This is a genomic window from Nocardia brevicatena NBRC 12119 (assembly GCF_000308495.1).
Taxonomy (GTDB): domain Bacteria; phylum Actinomycetota; class Actinomycetes; order Mycobacteriales; family Mycobacteriaceae; genus Nocardia; species Nocardia brevicatena.
In genome coordinates this window covers 1-15,930 of the sequence record NZ_BAFU01000059.1, presented here as the reverse complement: position 1 = coordinate 15,930, position 15,930 = coordinate 1, and the positions used below count along the sequence as shown (strand labels likewise).

The 15,930-nt window shown below is 68.1% G+C and carries 16 protein-coding genes; 2 read left to right on the top strand and 14 right to left on the bottom strand.

Features of this window, described 5'->3' with window-relative positions:
- The 7 genes from ON20_RS15415 to ON20_RS15385 all read right to left on the bottom strand — a co-directional run bounded on the left by ON20_RS15415 (position 1) and on the right by ON20_RS15385 (position 8,158).
- Positions 1-993, bottom strand: a complete 993-nt coding sequence (locus tag ON20_RS15415) for an Acg family FMN-binding oxidoreductase (protein WP_051162553.1) — start codon at positions 991-993, stop codon at positions 1-3.
- A 149-nt stretch (positions 994-1,142) separates the two neighbouring features.
- On the bottom strand, positions 1,143-2,018 hold the full coding sequence (locus tag ON20_RS33165; protein WP_157228866.1) for a DUF8176 domain-containing protein: 876 nt from the start codon (positions 2,016-2,018) through the stop codon (positions 1,143-1,145).
- A 431-nt stretch (positions 2,019-2,449) separates the two neighbouring features.
- Positions 2,450-3,205, bottom strand: coding sequence for a L,D-transpeptidase (locus ON20_RS15405; protein WP_040836291.1), 756 nt, complete (start codon positions 3,203-3,205; stop codon positions 2,450-2,452).
- Positions 3,206-3,308: 103 nt separating this feature from the next.
- Complete coding sequence (locus ON20_RS15400) at positions 3,309-5,420, bottom strand: amylo-alpha-1,6-glucosidase (protein ID WP_040836396.1); 2,112 nt, start codon at positions 5,418-5,420, stop codon at positions 3,309-3,311.
- 2 nt (positions 5,421-5,422) lie between these two features.
- On the bottom strand, positions 5,423-6,586 hold the full coding sequence (locus tag ON20_RS15395; protein WP_051162577.1) for a glycosyltransferase family 4 protein: 1,164 nt from the start codon (positions 6,584-6,586) through the stop codon (positions 5,423-5,425).
- A 280-nt stretch (positions 6,587-6,866) separates the two neighbouring features.
- Complete coding sequence (locus ON20_RS15390; RefSeq protein ID WP_157228865.1) at positions 6,867-7,241, bottom strand: hypothetical protein; 375 nt, start codon at positions 7,239-7,241, stop codon at positions 6,867-6,869.
- A 254-nt stretch (positions 7,242-7,495) separates the two neighbouring features.
- Positions 7,496-8,158 (bottom strand): cyclodeaminase/cyclohydrolase family protein, encoded by a 663-nt coding sequence (locus tag ON20_RS15385; RefSeq protein ID WP_040836288.1) that lies wholly within the window; start codon positions 8,156-8,158, stop codon positions 7,496-7,498.
- Between the two features lie 124 nt (positions 8,159-8,282).
- On the opposite strand from ON20_RS15385, the gene ON20_RS15380 reads away from it, so the two are divergent.
- On the top strand, positions 8,283-9,323 hold the full coding sequence (locus ON20_RS15380) for an LLM class F420-dependent oxidoreductase (RefSeq protein WP_040836393.1): 1,041 nt from the start codon (positions 8,283-8,285) through the stop codon (positions 9,321-9,323).
- 116 nt (positions 9,324-9,439) lie between these two features.
- On the opposite strand, the gene ON20_RS15375 is transcribed toward ON20_RS15380, so the two are convergent.
- From ON20_RS15375 to mftR, 7 genes are all read right to left on the bottom strand, one after another.
- Complete coding sequence (locus tag ON20_RS15375; protein ID WP_051162549.1) at positions 9,440-9,778, bottom strand: STAS domain-containing protein; 339 nt, start codon at positions 9,776-9,778, stop codon at positions 9,440-9,442.
- Between the two features lie 265 nt (positions 9,779-10,043).
- Complete coding sequence (locus tag ON20_RS15370; protein ID WP_040836286.1) at positions 10,044-12,359, bottom strand: SpoIIE family protein phosphatase; 2,316 nt, start codon at positions 12,357-12,359, stop codon at positions 10,044-10,046.
- Between the two features lie 16 nt (positions 12,360-12,375).
- Positions 12,376-13,005, bottom strand: coding sequence for a SpoIIE family protein phosphatase (locus tag ON20_RS15365; RefSeq protein WP_040836284.1), 630 nt, complete (start codon positions 13,003-13,005; stop codon positions 12,376-12,378).
- Complete coding sequence (locus ON20_RS15360) at positions 12,998-13,396, bottom strand: anti-sigma regulatory factor (protein WP_040836391.1); 399 nt, start codon at positions 13,394-13,396, stop codon at positions 12,998-13,000. The genes ON20_RS15365 and ON20_RS15360 overlap by 8 nt, the downstream gene beginning before the upstream one ends.
- 4 nt (positions 13,397-13,400) lie before the next feature.
- The gene (locus ON20_RS15355; RefSeq protein ID WP_040836283.1) at positions 13,401-13,790 is read right to left on the bottom strand and encodes an STAS domain-containing protein; all 390 of its coding nucleotides are present in this window, start codon (positions 13,788-13,790) and stop codon (positions 13,401-13,403) included.
- Positions 13,791-13,803: 13 nt separating this feature from the next.
- On the bottom strand, positions 13,804-14,706 hold the full coding sequence (locus ON20_RS15350) for an STAS domain-containing protein (RefSeq protein WP_040791003.1): 903 nt from the start codon (positions 14,704-14,706) through the stop codon (positions 13,804-13,806).
- Between the two features lie 125 nt (positions 14,707-14,831).
- Positions 14,832-15,425, bottom strand: coding sequence for a mycofactocin system transcriptional regulator MftR (gene mftR, locus ON20_RS15345; protein ID WP_040836282.1), 594 nt, complete (start codon positions 15,423-15,425; stop codon positions 14,832-14,834).
- Between the two features lie 100 nt (positions 15,426-15,525).
- Between mftR and mftE the strand changes: the two genes are divergently transcribed.
- On the top strand, positions 15,526-15,930 hold a 405-nt coding region (gene mftE / locus ON20_RS15340), incomplete at its 3' end, for a mycofactocin biosynthesis peptidyl-dipeptidase MftE (protein ID WP_040836388.1).

The following is a 15,930-nucleotide window of genomic DNA, read 5'->3' as shown; positions in this document are numbered from 1 at the left end:
TCAGACCGTATGGTGCAGATCGAGGAAATCGGTGATCGCGCGGCGCGGTGTCGGCGGCTGTTCTGTCTCCGACGGAGTGGTTCCGACCCGGACCAGTACCTGCGGCAGCGCCGGCCGCCGGAGCAGACCGCCGACGATCCGTCGGCTCGTGGGTAGTTCGGTGATATGGGTCAGCGAGCAGGTGGACAGCCCGGCGACGGTGCATTCGAGCAGGATCGCCGACAGCGCTTCGCCGGTGCGCAGCCAGTCCCGCTCGGTATCCGTGTCGGTTCCGAGTACCAGCAGCCGAGACCGGTCGGTGATATCGTCACGCCGCCCGGACGGCGGCCCCGCCGGGAAGGCGCGGCCCACTCCGACCTGGGCCATTTCCGCCTCGGATACCAGCGCGGATACCGGGATCCCGTCGGCGGGGGAGTCGTGTCCGGCCCACCAGCGCAGTTCGTTCTGGTACTGCGGGTCGTAGCGGCGCAGCGCCGCGGCCCGTTCGGAGGCGGCGGCCAGGCGCGGCCGGGTGGACTCGTCGAGAACTTCCACAGAGATCTCGTGGCGGCGGGCAGCATCTTGTGCCGCCCCCAGTATCCGGTCCCAATCGTGGGGCGGCAGCATCGGTAGCCGGTCGGTATAGCGCCGGTCCATGGCCGCTGTCAGTGCCTCGGCCTCGGCGGGTGGATCGGGCCAGGGACGCGGGTCGAGGATGGCGAGATGATCGGCGGCGGTATCGGGTAGCCGGGTGATGTCGGTGTGCCAGCCGGCGGCGGCGAAGGCGGTCCGGACATGGTCGAGTATCGCACCGCAGCTGATCACCAACTGCCTGCCCTGGGCGTCGGCCGAGGTCAGCCGGCGGCTGATATCGCGATAGAGGTGCAGCCGGGAGCCGTCGAACACCCAGCGCCATGGTTGGGTGTTGTGCACCGATGGCGCCCGCCCGGCCTTACCGAACACGGCCAGTATCGTCGGATGGTCCGGAACCACGGCTGTGCCGATATCGTCCATCTCTCGAGTCTCCCCCGGTCCATGTCGGACGACCAGGCAGTTCGCGGATCTCGGCCGTGTCGATAGGGTTCCCGTTCGGTCACGGTCCGGCATGTGGCGGATCGGTTCGAATGGGAAGCCACCCGGCCGCCGAGTCGGGCCGGGACCGGTCAGGGCATCGGACCGATGGCGGTGATGAGCGTCCGGTTCCCGATCTGCACGGCGGTGACCAGCTGGGGGTTGTAGCTGAGTGGCGGTGCGCCGGGGCGGTATTCGGTGATGACCACGGTGTACTGGCCGACGAAGGCACCCGGGGTGATGGTGACGCAGTGCGTGGTCCCGGCGGGAATGGTGTCGATACCCCGCTGGATGTCGGCCGCCGAGGGCACCGTGGCGTCGGGGGCGACCACGTTTCTGGCCTGTTCTCCGGAGCGGGCGATGTAGTAGCCGTGCTGGAAAGCGAGGATGGCCTCCGGACCGGAGGCATCGCCGCCCGGCCCGTTGCCGCGAACGGTGCTGCCGATCCGCTCCATCGGGCAGTCGCCGGACGTGGGGGCCGATACCGGTGCGGCCGACAGGGCGGAGGGCCGGGGCGGTGGGGCGTGGTCACCGGAGCCGATCACGATGAACTGCACGTAGGCCGCGGCGGCGAGCGCCGCAATCCCGGCCGCGGTCGACACGACCGTCGCCCAGCGCGTCCGTCCCGGCTGCCGGGGGGGCCGGGGTGGAGCCGCGGGTACCCGGAGGATCGTCTCACGCCGCCGGCGCAGCCTTTCCCGGGCGGTCGGTGCTTCGGTGGGAGCGGGAGTCGACTCCGATGTGTCGGCGGATTCGGACGGTCGGGAGAAGGCCTCCACGGTGTAGGGACCCGGTGGCGTAGCCGGGGCGGCCGTGGTGTTCGGCACGGCTGCCGAGTTCGGCCGGGCGGGAGGGCCGGGCACGCCGGCGGGATACGAGGCCGGGTCGGTCCGGCCGTCCACCCAGTCCGACCACGCGCCCTCATAGGCCAGGTATCCGGGAGGTACGGGCAGCCCCCCGGTGGGCACGGAGTACTCCCCGCCGGCCGGGAAGGATGCCGGGGGCCGGAGTACCGGCAGCGGCTCCGTGACGAATGCGTCCAGGGGGGCCCACGGATACGGGGCGGCCGGCGCCGAAGGGCCGGGCATGGGGGCGTACGGGGTCGATGGGGGTTGACCGGAATTGCCCGGACGAGGACGCGGCGGCACACCGGGCGGGGAAGCCGGTGCCGGACGCCGCAGGGGCATGGTGGGGTATCCGACGATTCCCGAAACAGGAATGGGCACCGTCGGATACGGATCACCTTCCGGTTCGGAGAAGGAATCCGATCGGTCCATCGCGCCTCGCCCTTCGTCGGTCCACTGCCGGTGTTCTACCCCTGTTTCTAGCGGATGCCGGCCCGCCGCGCGACGACATCGCCGGAGTATGCCCGGATCGACGGGGTGGGGATACCGCCGGGCTACCAGTGCACGTGCACCGGATCGCCGATACCGACGTTCTCGTAGTACCAGGCGGCGTCGTCGGGAGCGAGGTTGACGCAGCCGTGGCTGACATTGGAATTGCCCTGGTCGTCGACCGACCAGGGCGCCGAGTGGACGAACACCCCGCCCCAGGTGAGCCGTTCGGCCCATTCGCCGTCGATCAGATAGCCTTCCGGTGAGTCCAGCGGGATGCCGATGGTCCGGGAGTCGAAGACGATATGGCGGAACTTCTCCAGGATCGGGAAGGTACCGACCGGGGTCTCCCAACCAGGTTTGCCCATGGATGCCGGCATCGTCCGCGCCACCTGTCCGGCGATGCTGACGGTAAAGGTGTGGGCGGACATATCCGCGTCGGCGAGGACACCGGCATTGGTCTGGAACCGGGTTCGACGTTCACCCACCGTCACGTCGATCAGGGCGTTGGCGGGCAGGAAACCGGCGGGTGTCCAGGTGAGCTCCCGGGGGCCGTTCCAGGAGAAATGGCCCGCCAACGGCTCGCCGGCCCCGATCCGTACCGAGCGTTCGGTACGGATATGGTCGGTGACATCCTCGGCGAACCGAATGGTCACCGGATGCGCGATACCGACTTCGACGCCGTCCGTCGGGGATACCGCTGCCACGGGAGGAGAGGTATCGGCCGGGTCGATCAGCATGGCGTTCGCCCCGCCGGGGGCGAGCACCGCCAGGAGTACGACCGCGACCGCGAGAAACAGATGTCGAGCGACCGTTTTCATGGGCGCCACCTCTTATGGACAATATGTTGGACAGCTGTCCATATTAGGCGACCATGATCAACTGGATCACACGAGAGGATTTCTCCCGGGTCTCACCTCGGCGCTACTCCGTGACCAACTGCCAGTCCTGCGGCAACCCGTGCACGTGCATGGCCGTGCCTTCGGCATGGATACTGACCGTCGCCGGCCCCAGCCGCAGATCGGTGAGGACCAGCTTCCCCCATTCCCGCGGCAGTTGCGGGGCGACCCGCAGGATGCGGTGCGGGACACAGGGGGCGAGACCGAGAAACGATCGCACCAGCAGCAGCGGCGCCGCACTGGCCCAGGCCTGCGGGGAGCAGGAAGTGGGGTAGGGCACCGGCGAACGGAACTCGGTGCGCCCGAAGCCACAGAACAACTCCGGCAGTCGGCCGCCGAATTCGCTCGCTGCGTCGAGCAGCCCCGTGGCGAGCCGTTCGGCGAGTTCGCTCGCACCCGGGATATGCCGATAGCGCAGCAGACCGGCCACGGCGATGGCGGTGTCGTGCGGCCATACCGAACCGTTGTGATAACTCATCGGGTTGTAGGCGCCCATGGTCGAGGCCAGGGTGCGCAACCCGAAACCGCAGTCCATACTGGGGTCGGCGAGCCGCTGCACCAGTTCGGCGGCCCGTTCGTCGGAAACGATACCGGTCCACAGGCATTGGGCGGCATTGCTGGTCAGCGAATCGACCTGGTTCTTCTGGCCGTCCAGCGCGACCGCGTACCAGCCGTTCTTCGCCACCCAGAATGCCTCGTCGAAGCGGGCCTTCAGGTCCTCGGCCTGCTCTCGCAGCCGGGCGGCGGTGGCGGTATCGCCGAAATGGTCGGCGAGCTGGGCGCGCGCCATCCGCGCCGCGTAGACGTAGCCTTGGACCTCGCACAGCGCGATGGGCGGCTCGGCCAGATGTCCGGCGGCGTCGTTGATGGCGTCGAAACTGTCCTTCCAGCCCTGATTGGTAAGCCCGCGGTCGGTTTTGCGCCGGTATTCGACGAATCCGTCGCCATCGGCATCGCCGTATTCGTCGATCCAGGTCAGGGCCGCGTCGGCGGCGGGGAGTAGTTCCCGGATGGCCTTCTCGTCGGCGCCCCAGCGCCAGCATTCGGCCAGCAGCATAACGAACAGCGGCGTGGCGTCGGCCGATCCGTAGTACACGGTGCCGCCGAGCACCTGATCGCCGGCCGGGCCGTGGCGCATCTCGTGCATGATGCGGCCCGGTTCCTCTTCGGTGATCGGATTGACCTTCGTGCCCTGCAGCGCCGCCAGCCTGCGCAGGGTGCCGACCGCCAGCGCGGAGTCGAGCGGCAGGGCCATCCACGAGGTGAGCAGGCTGTCCCGGCCGAACAGGGTCATGAACCAGGGCGCCCCGGCGGCCACATAGGCCGGGGCGCCGTCCTCACGCCCGTCGATACGCAGTGCGCCCAGATCGCCTTCGGTGCGCTGCAGGACCTCGCTGAGATTGGGATCGCCGGCGGTCAGGTCCGTCGCCGTGGCCCGCCATGCCTTGATCCGGCTGATCGGGCTGTCTTCGTCGTCGCCGAACGCCACCTGCACCCGCCGGTGCGACAGCACCGGCTGGGCCACGATCTCGGTATGCCACTGGCCGCGGGCGGGCACGACCACCTGCCAGTTCACACTGCCCGGCAACATGACCGGCCCGCCCGTGGCGCTGATGGTCAGGCCACGGCCGGGCTCGTTGCGATCGGTGAGAAGCAGTTCGTTGTCCACGGCGACGGCTTCGGCGCTGCCACCGTGGTTGCGGCCCTCCTTGACGGCGAACAGGTCCGCGAAATCGGCGTCCGCGAACAGGGTGATGGTTATCGCGGTGTCCTCGTGCCCCAGATTGCGCACGGTGATGGACTCTTTGAGACCGTCACCGATGAGGCGTCGGCGCACCACCAGTACCGTGCTGTCCGCCACCCCCTGACGCGGAGGTTTGCGCATGACGAACCGGGCCTTGAACGCCTCCGGAGTGAGGACGGTCAAATGTTCGGCAGGCTGGCCGTCCAACCGTAGCTCCCAGCGCGAGAGCACACGGGCGTCCCGGAAGAACAGCCCCTGCGATGTCCCGGAATGGATATCGCCGAGGTGGTCGGATAGGCAGAACGTACTCGCTTCGACCAAAGTGACGGTCCCGCCGCCACCGTTGATGGCGGCGGGCTGGCCGGAGTTCAGCACTCGCGGCGGTTCACTCATGCTCAGCTCCATAACGAGGTCGTGCCGGCCTCCGTTCGCATACCGAGTAGTCCGCTGTGACGTAGGCCGGTCGCGGTCAGTGTCTGTGCCCTGGCGTGGGCTTCGTCCCACGCTTCGAGTATGCGATAGTAGGCCGCTTCATAGCCTGCGCCCAGCTGATCGACTCCGAAATAGTCCTCGACCCGGCGTCGGCAGGCATGGGAATCGAGTTCGCTCGCGCGGGCGATGGCCGCGGGCAGTTCGGATGGATCGTCGCAGATGATGCCGGTGACGCCGTCTTCGATCACCTCTTCGACCGCGCCGCCGCGCAGGGCCACCACCGGCGTACCGCACGCCATCGCCTCGATCATCACGATGCCGAAGGGCTCTTCCCACTGGATCGGGAACAGTAGGCAGCGCGCGGAGGCGAACAGTTCCCGCTTGGCCACCGCGTCGGCTTCGCCGAAGACGGTGTCGTTCTCGGTGAGCAGCGGCTCGATTTCCTGCGCGAAGAACGCCTTCTCCGGAGGTTCGTTGCATTTGCCCGCCAGGATGAGCGGCACACCGGCCTCATGCGCGGCGCGCAACGCCAGATGCGGTCCCTTGTACGGCGCATAGCGGCCGAGGAACAGCGCGTAGTCCTTCTTCTCGGTGCGGAAAGGCCATTCGGTGGGGCGCAGTGCGTTGTACACCCGCGCGATCCAGTTGAAATTCGGTGCCAGTTCCCGCTGCCGGTCGCTGATCGCGATGAGCCGGGTGTGTTCGTCCAGGGCTCCGTAGTACTCCCACATATCGTTGTCGACCGGGCCGTGCACGGTCACGGCGGTGGGGATGCCGAGCGCTTCGTAGGCGGGGGCGTTGAGTGGTCCGGCGAAGGTGTGGTCGTGGATGATGTCGATATGCCGTGAGCGGGCCAGTTTCTCCACGATTCGGCGCACCTTGAGGGCGTTGACGACCTCGGGGAACGGGTCACCGAGTCGGTCGGCCTGGATATGCTCCCAGACGGGGACGAATTCCGCTGCGGTGCCCGGCTTCCCGGTTCCCAACAAGGTCACCCGGTGCCCGCGGGCGACCAGGGTGTCGGCGAGTTCGGCCACCACTGCCTCGACACCGCCGTAACCGGCGGGGGGAACGTCGAAGTAGGGCGGGGCCACCAGCACGATATTGAGCCGGTGGTTGCGGCCGATTCCACCGAGCCGGGCATGCCTGGGTTTTCGTGCGGAAATATTCGATTCAACCGGCTCGCGCGTGAAAATGGTACTCAACTTTTCCTCCTCTACTGGTGGCCATACGGCACGCCGAAATCGCCGCCCGGCCAAGGGTGGAGCTGATAAGAACCATTCGGTGAAGCGATGGATCACATTCGATGAAGCGGCGGGCCGGTGGGACCGACCGCCCGACACCGGAATATCCGGCATGATGGCGAAGAAAGCGGCAGCGCAAACAGATAACGCGCCGAAGACGAAATCAATCGACAGTGGGAGCGGGAACGCCCGGGGAAATGTCGAAACCTGGTCTTTCGGCCGCGGTCAAGGTCGACACGGCCCGTCTGCGGACCTGACATTCCGAGGAACAGTAGCGATGGATGTCGTGGGCGCGATACGCCTGTCCGAAGGTCAACACTCCAGGGTCGGCGGAACAATCCGCGATATTGGAAAAGACCTTTCGCTCGGAGACGGCATCGATCCCCTGCTCGTCGCTCTGCGCCCAGGAGAATCCGTCCTTCGGGGAGAGTGTCGCCACCGAGGTGTCGTCCTCTCCCGTGTCGGCGGCGTCGGGCGCCTCGTGGATCAGTTCGTCCGGCTCGAACGTGTCCGGCACCGATGTATACCCGATCCTCACCGTTACCTCCTGCACTTGTAGAGCTGGGGCAAACAGCTCCGGCCGACGGTACTGCGCTCGACCGGTACAGCGGGTGACGCATCCAGCTGGTAACTCGTCTTGCTCGGTGGAACTGGTCGTGTCGAACAATGCGAAATGTGTGGTCAGGGGACCGGGGCCCATTCTACGCCGAATTCCCCGCCTGCCGGGCCGTTGGTAATCGCCCCGATCGCGTTCCGTCAATTGCGTTTTCGGCCGAGTAATCCGACCGTGACTCAATCGCCGCGTACCGCATGCAATACATCCGCATGGAGGGCATCGGCCCGTGCGCTGATTTGTTCGATTCGGTCCAGCGTGGATGTGAACTCGGAACCGTGCTCATCGGGCAGGGATACGAGATTGATCTCGATATTGAGTCGGGAACTCGTGGCCGCGGCGCGGGCGGCGTCGGCGGCGGCGCCGATATCGGTTACCACATTTGGGTTTCCGATCGGCAACAGTTCCGCGGCGAGGGTGAGGACCTCGTCGGCCTCATCGACGACCGCGGCCGGGACGCGGGCCGCCTCGAGCAGTGCCGCGGTGATCGCCGCCGAGCGCTGCTCGGTCTGCGCCTCGGTGTCCTTGGGCAGCCGGTAGGCCGCGCCGACGGCGGTGAACGCGGCGGCGTCCGCGTCGGCCAGGGCCAGCGACCGCTCCCGGGCGGCGTCGGCGGCGGCGACGACGCGGTCGACGGCCTCCCGGTGTTCGGCATCCTTGGCGCGCATGGTGTAACGGGCGACCATGGCGACCAAGGCCGCGGCCTGCGCCGCGTGCAGGGCGGCGACCGCGCCGCCACCGGGGGCGGGGACCTTCGCCGCGAGTTCGCCCAGGTAGTCGCCGAGCGGCCTGCTGCCGAACGCGGTGGACGTCTGCTGCGGCGGCGCGGTGGGCTGCGACACGGTCTGGCCTTTCTCTATTTCATTAGCTCAGTATTAGCCTCAATAGGGCTCGGAATTCAACCTACCCGCTCCGACGGCGTGGCCGGTGTAAGGTCACCTCCTCACCGCGGTTATGTTGATCGCTATGCGTATCGGTTTGGGTCTCAACTATTCGGGCGGGTTCACCGAGGCGGCGGCCGAGGTGGCCGACCTCGAACGCGCCGGGCTGGACATTGTGTTCGTGCCCGAGGCGTACTCGTTCGATGCGGTGAGCGCGTTGGGCTATCTCGCGGCCAGGACAACGCGCCTGCAGTTGGCCTCCGGCATCATGCAGCTCTACACCCGCACTCCGAGCCTGACCGCCATGACCGCGGCCGGTCTGGACTTCGTCTCCGACGGTCGCTTCGTCCTGGGTTTGGGTGCCTCCGGGCCGCAGGTGATCGAGGGCTTCCACGGAGTCCCCTATGACGCGCCGATCGGACGGACCCGAGAGGTCGTGGAGATCTGCCGCGCGGTGTGGCGGCGGGAGCGGCTGGAATACCGGGGCAGGTACTATCAGATCCCACTGGCCGAGGGACAGGGCACCGGCCTGGGCAAACCGCTGAAGTTGATCAACCATCCGGTTCGGGAGCGGATTCCGGTGCTGCTCGCCGCGCTCGGCCCCAAGAACGTCCGACTGGCCGCCGAGATCGCCGAGGGCTGGCAGCCGATCTTCTTCCTGCCGGAAAAGGCCGAGCAGATCTGGGGTGATTCGCTGCGCGCCGGCCTCGAACTCCGTGACCCGGCCCTGGGCCCGCTGGACGTGTACGCCGGGCCGGCGCTGGCCATCGGCGAGAACGTGACCCCGTTGCTGGACTTCGTGAAACCCGTCCTGGCGCTGTACATCGGCGGGATGGGCGCCAAAGGTAAGAACTTCTACCACACGCTGGCCACCAAGTACGGTTACGGCGCGGAAGCCGATCGAATCCAAGAGCTGTATCTGGCGGGCAAGAAGGACGAGGCGGCCAAGGTCGTTCCGGACGACCTGGTCCGCGATATCTCGCTGGTGGGCCCGGAGAGCTTCGTCAAGGAGCGGATCGCCGCCTTCGCGGAGGCGGGTGTCACCGTGCTGAACGTCTCGCCGCTGGCCGCCACGCCCGCCGAGCGGGTGGAATTGATCGAACGGCTGCGTACGCTCTGCGACTGACCGCTCGGGCCTCGGCGACGTCCAAGGTCTCGCCTCGGGGCCGCCGAGGTGTTCGGTGGCCCCGAGGTGTCGGGTATCGGCGGAGCGGCCGGGGTGGTGACCTCGGTTCGGGCCCGTCAGTTGTCGCGGAAACCGGTCAGGGCTTCGTCCAGGGTGCGGTACAGCGCGAATACCTTGTCCAGACTCGTCATCTTGAGCTGGCGGCTGGTCGCCGGTCCGTCGGCGACCACGGCGATCTTCGTCGCCTCGCCCGCCCGCTGATGCGCCGCGACCAACGCGGCCATTCCGGCCGAGGCGAGGAAGCTGACCGCGGACAGGTCGATGATGAGTCCGGCGGGCTCTGCGCCGAGCGCCGCGTCGATCGCGGTCTCCAGTGCCGGGGCCGTCGCGAGGTCGACCTCCCCGGTCACCGTGAGCACGGTCGCGCCGTCGTGGTCCGCGACGGATGTGGTCATTGTGTCCGTGAGGGGATACGCGTCTCCGGATGTGTTCGTCACATCTTCACAACACACAAATGACGGCGAAATCGCAAGCTCGGCGGGTGCACAGTTTGTGCCGGCCGGTCGGATGGTACGGTCGGGCGCGAGTCATCGGATGAATCCGCCCTGGTGGAAGGGTCGCGGGCCCACCGAGACACCGGAGCGGGTATACGAGGACGCCCCCTTCGGAAGCTGTGCCGTGCGGCGCAGCCCGCCGGGTAGCGGCCCGGTCGATATCCCGTCAGACCGAACTCCGCTGCGGCGTCCCGCGCAGCGCATTGGCCACCGGGAACGTGATCGCCGGTAAGGTCACCGACATCCGTACCCGGGTACCGGTATCGCCGTGGTCGATCTCGAGATCCTCGGTGAGGGCACGCATCATATCGATCCCGCGCCCGCGGGGCCCCGGGTCGGAGGAGCGCGGCTTCCAGACGCCGGTATCGGTGACCTGGATGACGACGGTCTCGGTGTCGCATTCCGCGGTGAGCTCCACCCGCCCGTCGTCGGCGCCGCGATAGGCGTGCTCGATGCTGTTGCTGCACGCCTCGTTGGTGGCCGACACCAGATCGCCGGCCAGATCGTACGGCACCGCGGCGGCGGTCAGCCAGGCCATGAGCGTGCGACGCAGGGCGGCCAACTGCTCCGGTCGCGCCGGGAGATCCAGGTGCAGCGGGGCGGGTGGTTGTCGGTAGACCACCATGGCGATGTCGTCGTCGTATCCGCCGGCCGGACGCAGTTCCGACAAGACGGCGTCGGCGACCTCCCGCGGCAGCCGTTCCGGGGTCTCGGCCAGCACCGCGGCGATTCTGGCGAAACCGTCGTCGATGTCCTCACCACGCCGCTCCACCAGTCCGTCGGTGAACAGCACCAGGGTCGAGCCGGGAGGCAGGGGAGTGGTGGCCTCGGGGCGCCGCGGGATCTCGAAGGTCGCCAGCGGCACCGATCGGCCACCCTCCAGAATCCGTCCGGTGGCCCGCGCATCGGCCAGTATGGGCGGCATATGACCGGCGTTGCTGTAGCGCACCAGCCCGCGCACCGGGTCGAGTACCGCCGCGCACACCGTGGTGCACACCGCGCCGGGAATTCGGGCCGCCACCGGATCCAACTCGGTGAGCAGCTGGGCCGGGCCCGCGCCGCGCAGCAGCAGCGCCCGGGCGGCGGTGCGCAACTGTCCCATGACGACCGCGGCGGACAGGCCACGGCCGACGCAGTCGCCCACCACCACGCCGATGGTCCCGTCCGGCAGCGGCACCACGTCGTACCAGTCGCCGCCGATCTCCAGCGGTGGCAGCGCGGGTTCGTAGTGCACCGAGAACCGCGGCGGGAGATCGATCGGCCCGAGCATGGCCCGCTGCAGGGTGAGCGAGGTCGACCGGGCCTGGTCGAAATGCCGGGCCCGCTGTACCGCCAGGCTCAGATGTCCGATGAGGAGGGAGAACAGGGTCCAGTCGGCGGCGTCGACGACCCGCGGCGCGGCGAAGCGCAACCACAGCGCGGCATCGCCGGTCTCGCCGAGCGGGGCCACCATCCCCTCCGCGAGCTCCGCGCCCTCGGGGATCGCGATGAGGGTCCGTCCCGGCCGCAGCCGGGCGCGGTCCAGCAGCGCCTGGGTGGGGGCGTCGAGAATGGACCGGGCGGTGCCGGTGGCCACTGTTTCGCTGTCCACCACCGCGCCGGAGATATAGACCTCGGGGTCGGTGTGCCGGCCGGTCCACACCGAGACCACCGCGGTCTCGGCGCCGACCGTGCGGCGCAGCTCGTCCAGGCCCACCTCCAGCACCTCGGCGACACTCGTGGCCGAGGCGACCGCGGTGGCCAGCCGGGACGCCGCCTGGTCGCGGGCCTGCGCATCGTGTTCCGCGGTGACATCGCGCACGGTACCGACGAAGATCTGCTCGACCCCGTCCGGTTTGACCAGGGCACTGGTGCTCACCCCGAGCCAGCGTTGGCGGCCGTCGCGGTGCCGGATGGGCAGGACGAAGCGCAGTGCCTCGGTACCCAGATCGGGGTAGCGCGGGCCGGCGGGTATCGACCACGGATGCGGCAGCGCATAGGGGACCCCGGCGGCGCCGTAGCCGGTTATCTTCCCGAACGCGGTGTTGACCTCGACGATGGTGCCGCGACCGTCGGCGACGAAGAAGCCGTCCTGCAGGGATTCGACGAGCGCGGTACGGAACGCGTCGCGTCGGCCGAGGTCGTCGGCGCGGGAACGCTGCTGTTCGTAACGTCGGGTGCCGTCGAGGTAACCACGGGTGGCGACATCCAGGGTGATGAGGGTCTGCAGCAGGAATTCGAGCGCGTTCTCCTCGATGCCGCTGTCCGGCTCGGTTCCGGCCTCGGAAACCGTGCGGTCGGCGCGGGTCTTCGCATCCTCGGCCTGCACCTGTTTGACGACGCGGAAGTGGTGCTCGGTGAGATCGAGCAGACTGATGCCCTCGACCAGCGCCCGCCGTCCCAGTTCGTGGCCCTCGGCGAGCCCGTCGAGGGCGGGCGAGGCCAGATGCCGGCGCAGCGCGTCGGTGTAGTCGTCGAGGAATGCCGCGAGTACGGCGCTCATCGCATACCGCCCGCGATCACGGCGTTCCGTTCGACGTACCGCGCACCCGGGCGGCGAGTACGAGGGCGTCGTCGGTGTCCTTGGCGTTGCGGTCCAGCAGATCCATGGTGATATCCGCGGTCGACCTGGACAGGTCCACCCCCTCGCCCGGTTCGGTGACCACCCCGTCGGTGGACATCAGCAGCAGATCGCCCGGCCGTATCGGTATGGTCTGCGGCTGGAGGTTCGCGGGTAGTCGGTAGCCGACGATTCCGCCGTTCAGCAGCGCGGTGGCCCGCACCGTCGGCCCGGTCGGTCCGGCGGTGAGCACCTGCGATTCCACATTGCCCACGCCGAGCCACTGGGTTTCCTGCGCCCCGAACAGCGCCAGCGAGACCGCGGCGCCGCGGGTATCGGCCATGGCGCGGTGGCACAGCACCATCAGCTCGTCCAAGGGTGCGGTGCGGTTCTGGGACAGCACCCGGGTGGCGCGGTCGACCGCGGCGGCCGCGGCGGCGCCGTGGCCCAGTCCGTCGAGCACCGCGAACAGCACGGTTCCGCGGCCGGTGTCGAAGACCGCGCATCGATCGCCGGACACGTCCTGTCCCGGTAGCGCCCGGCCCGCCATCGCCCATTCGACTCGACCGATGAACCCGTCCTCATGCACTGTCGGGTACCCACTTCCACATTTCCACCAACGTGCCGTGTCCGGGTGCGGAGTCGACGGTGAGGCCGTCCATCAGCCGTTTGGCGCCGGGAAGGCCGAGACCCAGGCCCAATCCGGTCGAATATCCGTCTTCCATGGCACGGGCCACGTCGATGATGCCGGGTCCCTGGTCCTGGGCCTGTACCACCAGGGCCCGTCGCCCGTCGCGCTCGTCCACCAGTAATCGGACCTCGCCACTGCCGGCGTAACTGGTGATATTGCGCGCCACCTCGGAGATGGCGGTGGAGATCATGGTTCGGTCGGTGAGCGAGAAACCGAGCTCCTCCGCCAGCTCCCGCCCGGCCTGCCGTGCGGTCACGATGTCGTTCGACATCTTCACCGCGATCACCATGTTCTCAGCGGCCACTGTCACGACCGTCCCGTTGGTGCCGGGTGGGGACTTTGCGGTTCAACCAGGCGAGTCCCTCTTCGAGGTCCAACGCGGTGTGCATGTCCTCGAAGGTGAGCCCGAGCTGCACCATGGCGAAGGCCACCTCGGGCTGCAGGCCGACGATGACGGTCTCGGCGCCGCGCAGCTGGGTCATATGGGCGATGGTGCGCAGCGATCTGGCGGCGAAGGAATCCATCACATCGATGGCGGTCACATCGACGATGATGCCCTGCGCGCGATACTTGCTGACCTGCTTCATCAGGTCGTCCTGTAATCGCTCGGTATCGGCATCGGTCAGTGCGGACTGTACCGACGCGATCAGATATGTGCCTTGTTTGAGGATGGGTACCGGCATGTCTGGGGCCCGGTCACCGGTTGTCGCGTTCGCCGCGTTCGGTCACTCTGGAGACCTCGTAGCCGAGTAAACGCTCCGCTTCCTCGATCCCGCCCTGCAGGTCGCCGACCGCGTTCATCTTGGACAGGTCCAGACCGATGGTCACCAGGGTGAGCGCGATCTCCGAGGACAGACCGGTCATGATGACGCTGGCGCCCATGAGCCCGGACGCGTCGACGGTCTGTACCAGGTGGTTGGCCACGGTGGAGTCGATTGCCGGCACACCGGTTATATCGATCACGACCACCTTGGCTCGGTTGTCGCGGATGGCGCGCAGCAACTGTTCGGTGAGCTGGCGCGCCCGCTGGCTGTCCAGCACGCCGATGATGGGCAGGATCAGCAGCTGCTCGCGTACCTGCAGCACCGGGGTGGACAGCTCCCGGATGGCCTCCTGCTGCTGGCGGATGATGCGCTCGCGTTCTTGGACGAAGGAGACACCCACGGTGTTGGCGATGCGATTGGCGGCCGGTTCGTAGGCGTCGAGTACCGCGTTGAGCAGTTCGAAGTTGGTCTGATACTTCTCGAACAGCGACCGCGCCAGCACATCGCGCAGCAACAGCACCATGCCGAGGACCTCGTCGGTTTCGACACCGCGCGGAATAATGCGCTCGGACAGATCGCGCGCATAGGCCTGCAGTGCCTCGACGCTACCGGTCTGCAGTACCTCGACGTAGTTGTCGTAGATCGACGTCGCTTCGGAGAAGACCTCTTCCGGGGTCATCGCGGTGAGCAGGCGGGCGTCGGTGATGCGTCGGGCCCATTCCTCGCGGAGGGCAGTGCGGTTCTGGCGCAGATGTTCGACCAGCTGTGGCAGCAGGTTGTCGACAGGTTCCGCGGCCAATGAGTCCGCCGAAAGGCTCATGGACACCTCGGACATAAAACTTGTGCCCCTTCCGGACGGTCGGTGATTCGTCGTATTCGGCGGCGTGCCGATACCGAGCCTAGTCATACCCCACCACCAGCGGTGGTAAAACCTGCGGGGGGTATTCCCGAACTGGGGATTCACCTGGGCGGCGCGAAGCCGCGCTCGAGGGCGGCCAAGGCGCGGTCGAGGTAGACCGTCAGGTCGGCGTCGGCGCGGGCCAGCCAGGCGTCGAACGCGGCGCGGGCGGCCGCCAGGGTGGTGCGGCCGACGGCCATCGGGATCAGGCCGTCGGCGGGTTCGCCCAGCCGGGAGGCGGCGAAGTCGGAGACGGCGCGTTCCCAGGCGTCGTAGTGCGGGCCGGCGGTGGCGGCCAGGGCCGGGACCGTGGCGATCAGTCGCATCCGGGTGCGCAGTTCGGGGACGTCCTCGGCGCGGTAGCGGTTGGCGTTCACCACCACGCGACGGACCGCGGCCATCATGGGCTCGTCGGCGGCCACGGTGGTGAAGGCCGCCCGCAGAGCCGCGACCTCGTCGTCGAACGAGTACCACAGCACCTCGGCCTTGCCGGTGAAATAGCGGAAGAATGTGCGTCCGCTGATTCCCGCCGCGGCGGCGATCTGTTCGACCGTGGTCCGGTCGAAGCCCTGTTCGCTGAACAACCGCATGGCGATGAGTTCGAGTTCGCGTTGGGTGGTGCCTCGCGGGCGCCCGCGGGTGCTCTGTGCCGTCACGGCAGTCGATTATCTGCCCTTCGGGTGGCCGGTACCCGACTTCGGGGCATAACGGCGGCGAGCTATTGATTATGTCAGTCGCTGACGTTAATCTCGGCGCATGTTGGTGGCGGATCTCACATGGCCGGAGGCGGGTGAACACGCCGCGGCCGCGGACGCGCTGTTGGCGGTGCCGGTGGGTTCGACCGAACAGCACGGTCCGCATCTCCCGCTGTCCACCGATACCGACCTCGCCGTCGCGCTGTGCGCCGGCCTGGCCGGGCGGCGTTCCGGCGTCCTGGTCGCCCCGGCGATCCCCTATGGCTCGAGCGGGGAACACGCCGGTTTTCCCGGCACCCTGTCCATTGGGCAGCGCGCGCTGGAACTGCTGATCGTGGAGCTCTGCCGCTCGGCCACCGCCACCTTCGAACGGATACTGCTCGTCAACGGGCACGGCGGAAACCTCGAACCGCTGCACCGCGCTGTCGAACTGCTGCGCGCCGAATCCCGGGACGTCCGCCTGCAC

Bases quoted from the DNA above. Each gene is read 5' to 3' on its own strand.
- ON20_RS15355 (WP_040836283.1), bottom strand. From the start codon at position 13,790: ATGCCGGTACCCATCCTCAAACAAGGCACATATCTGATCGCGTCGGTA.
- ON20_RS15350 (WP_040791003.1), bottom strand. From the start codon at position 14,706: ATGTCCGAGGTGTCCATGAGCCTTTCGGCGGACTCATTGGCCGCGGAA.
- ON20_RS15370 (WP_040836286.1), bottom strand. From the start codon at position 12,359: ATGAGCGCCGTACTCGCGGCATTCCTCGACGACTACACCGACGCGCTG.
- ON20_RS15360 (WP_040836391.1), bottom strand. From the start codon at position 13,396: ATGGTGATCGCGGTGAAGATGTCGAACGACATCGTGACCGCACGGCAG.
- ON20_RS15380 (WP_040836393.1), top strand. From the start codon at position 8,283: ATGCGTATCGGTTTGGGTCTCAACTATTCGGGCGGGTTCACCGAGGCG.
- ON20_RS15400 (WP_040836396.1), bottom strand. From the start codon at position 5,420: ATGAGTGAACCGCCGCGAGTGCTGAACTCCGGCCAGCCCGCCGCCATC.
- ON20_RS15405 (WP_040836291.1), bottom strand. From the start codon at position 3,205: ATGAAAACGGTCGCTCGACATCTGTTTCTCGCGGTCGCGGTCGTACTC.
- ON20_RS15375 (WP_051162549.1), bottom strand. From the start codon at position 9,778: ATGACCACATCCGTCGCGGACCACGACGGCGCGACCGTGCTCACGGTG.
- ON20_RS15415 (WP_051162553.1), bottom strand. From the start codon at position 993: ATGGACGATATCGGCACAGCCGTGGTTCCGGACCATCCGACGATACTG.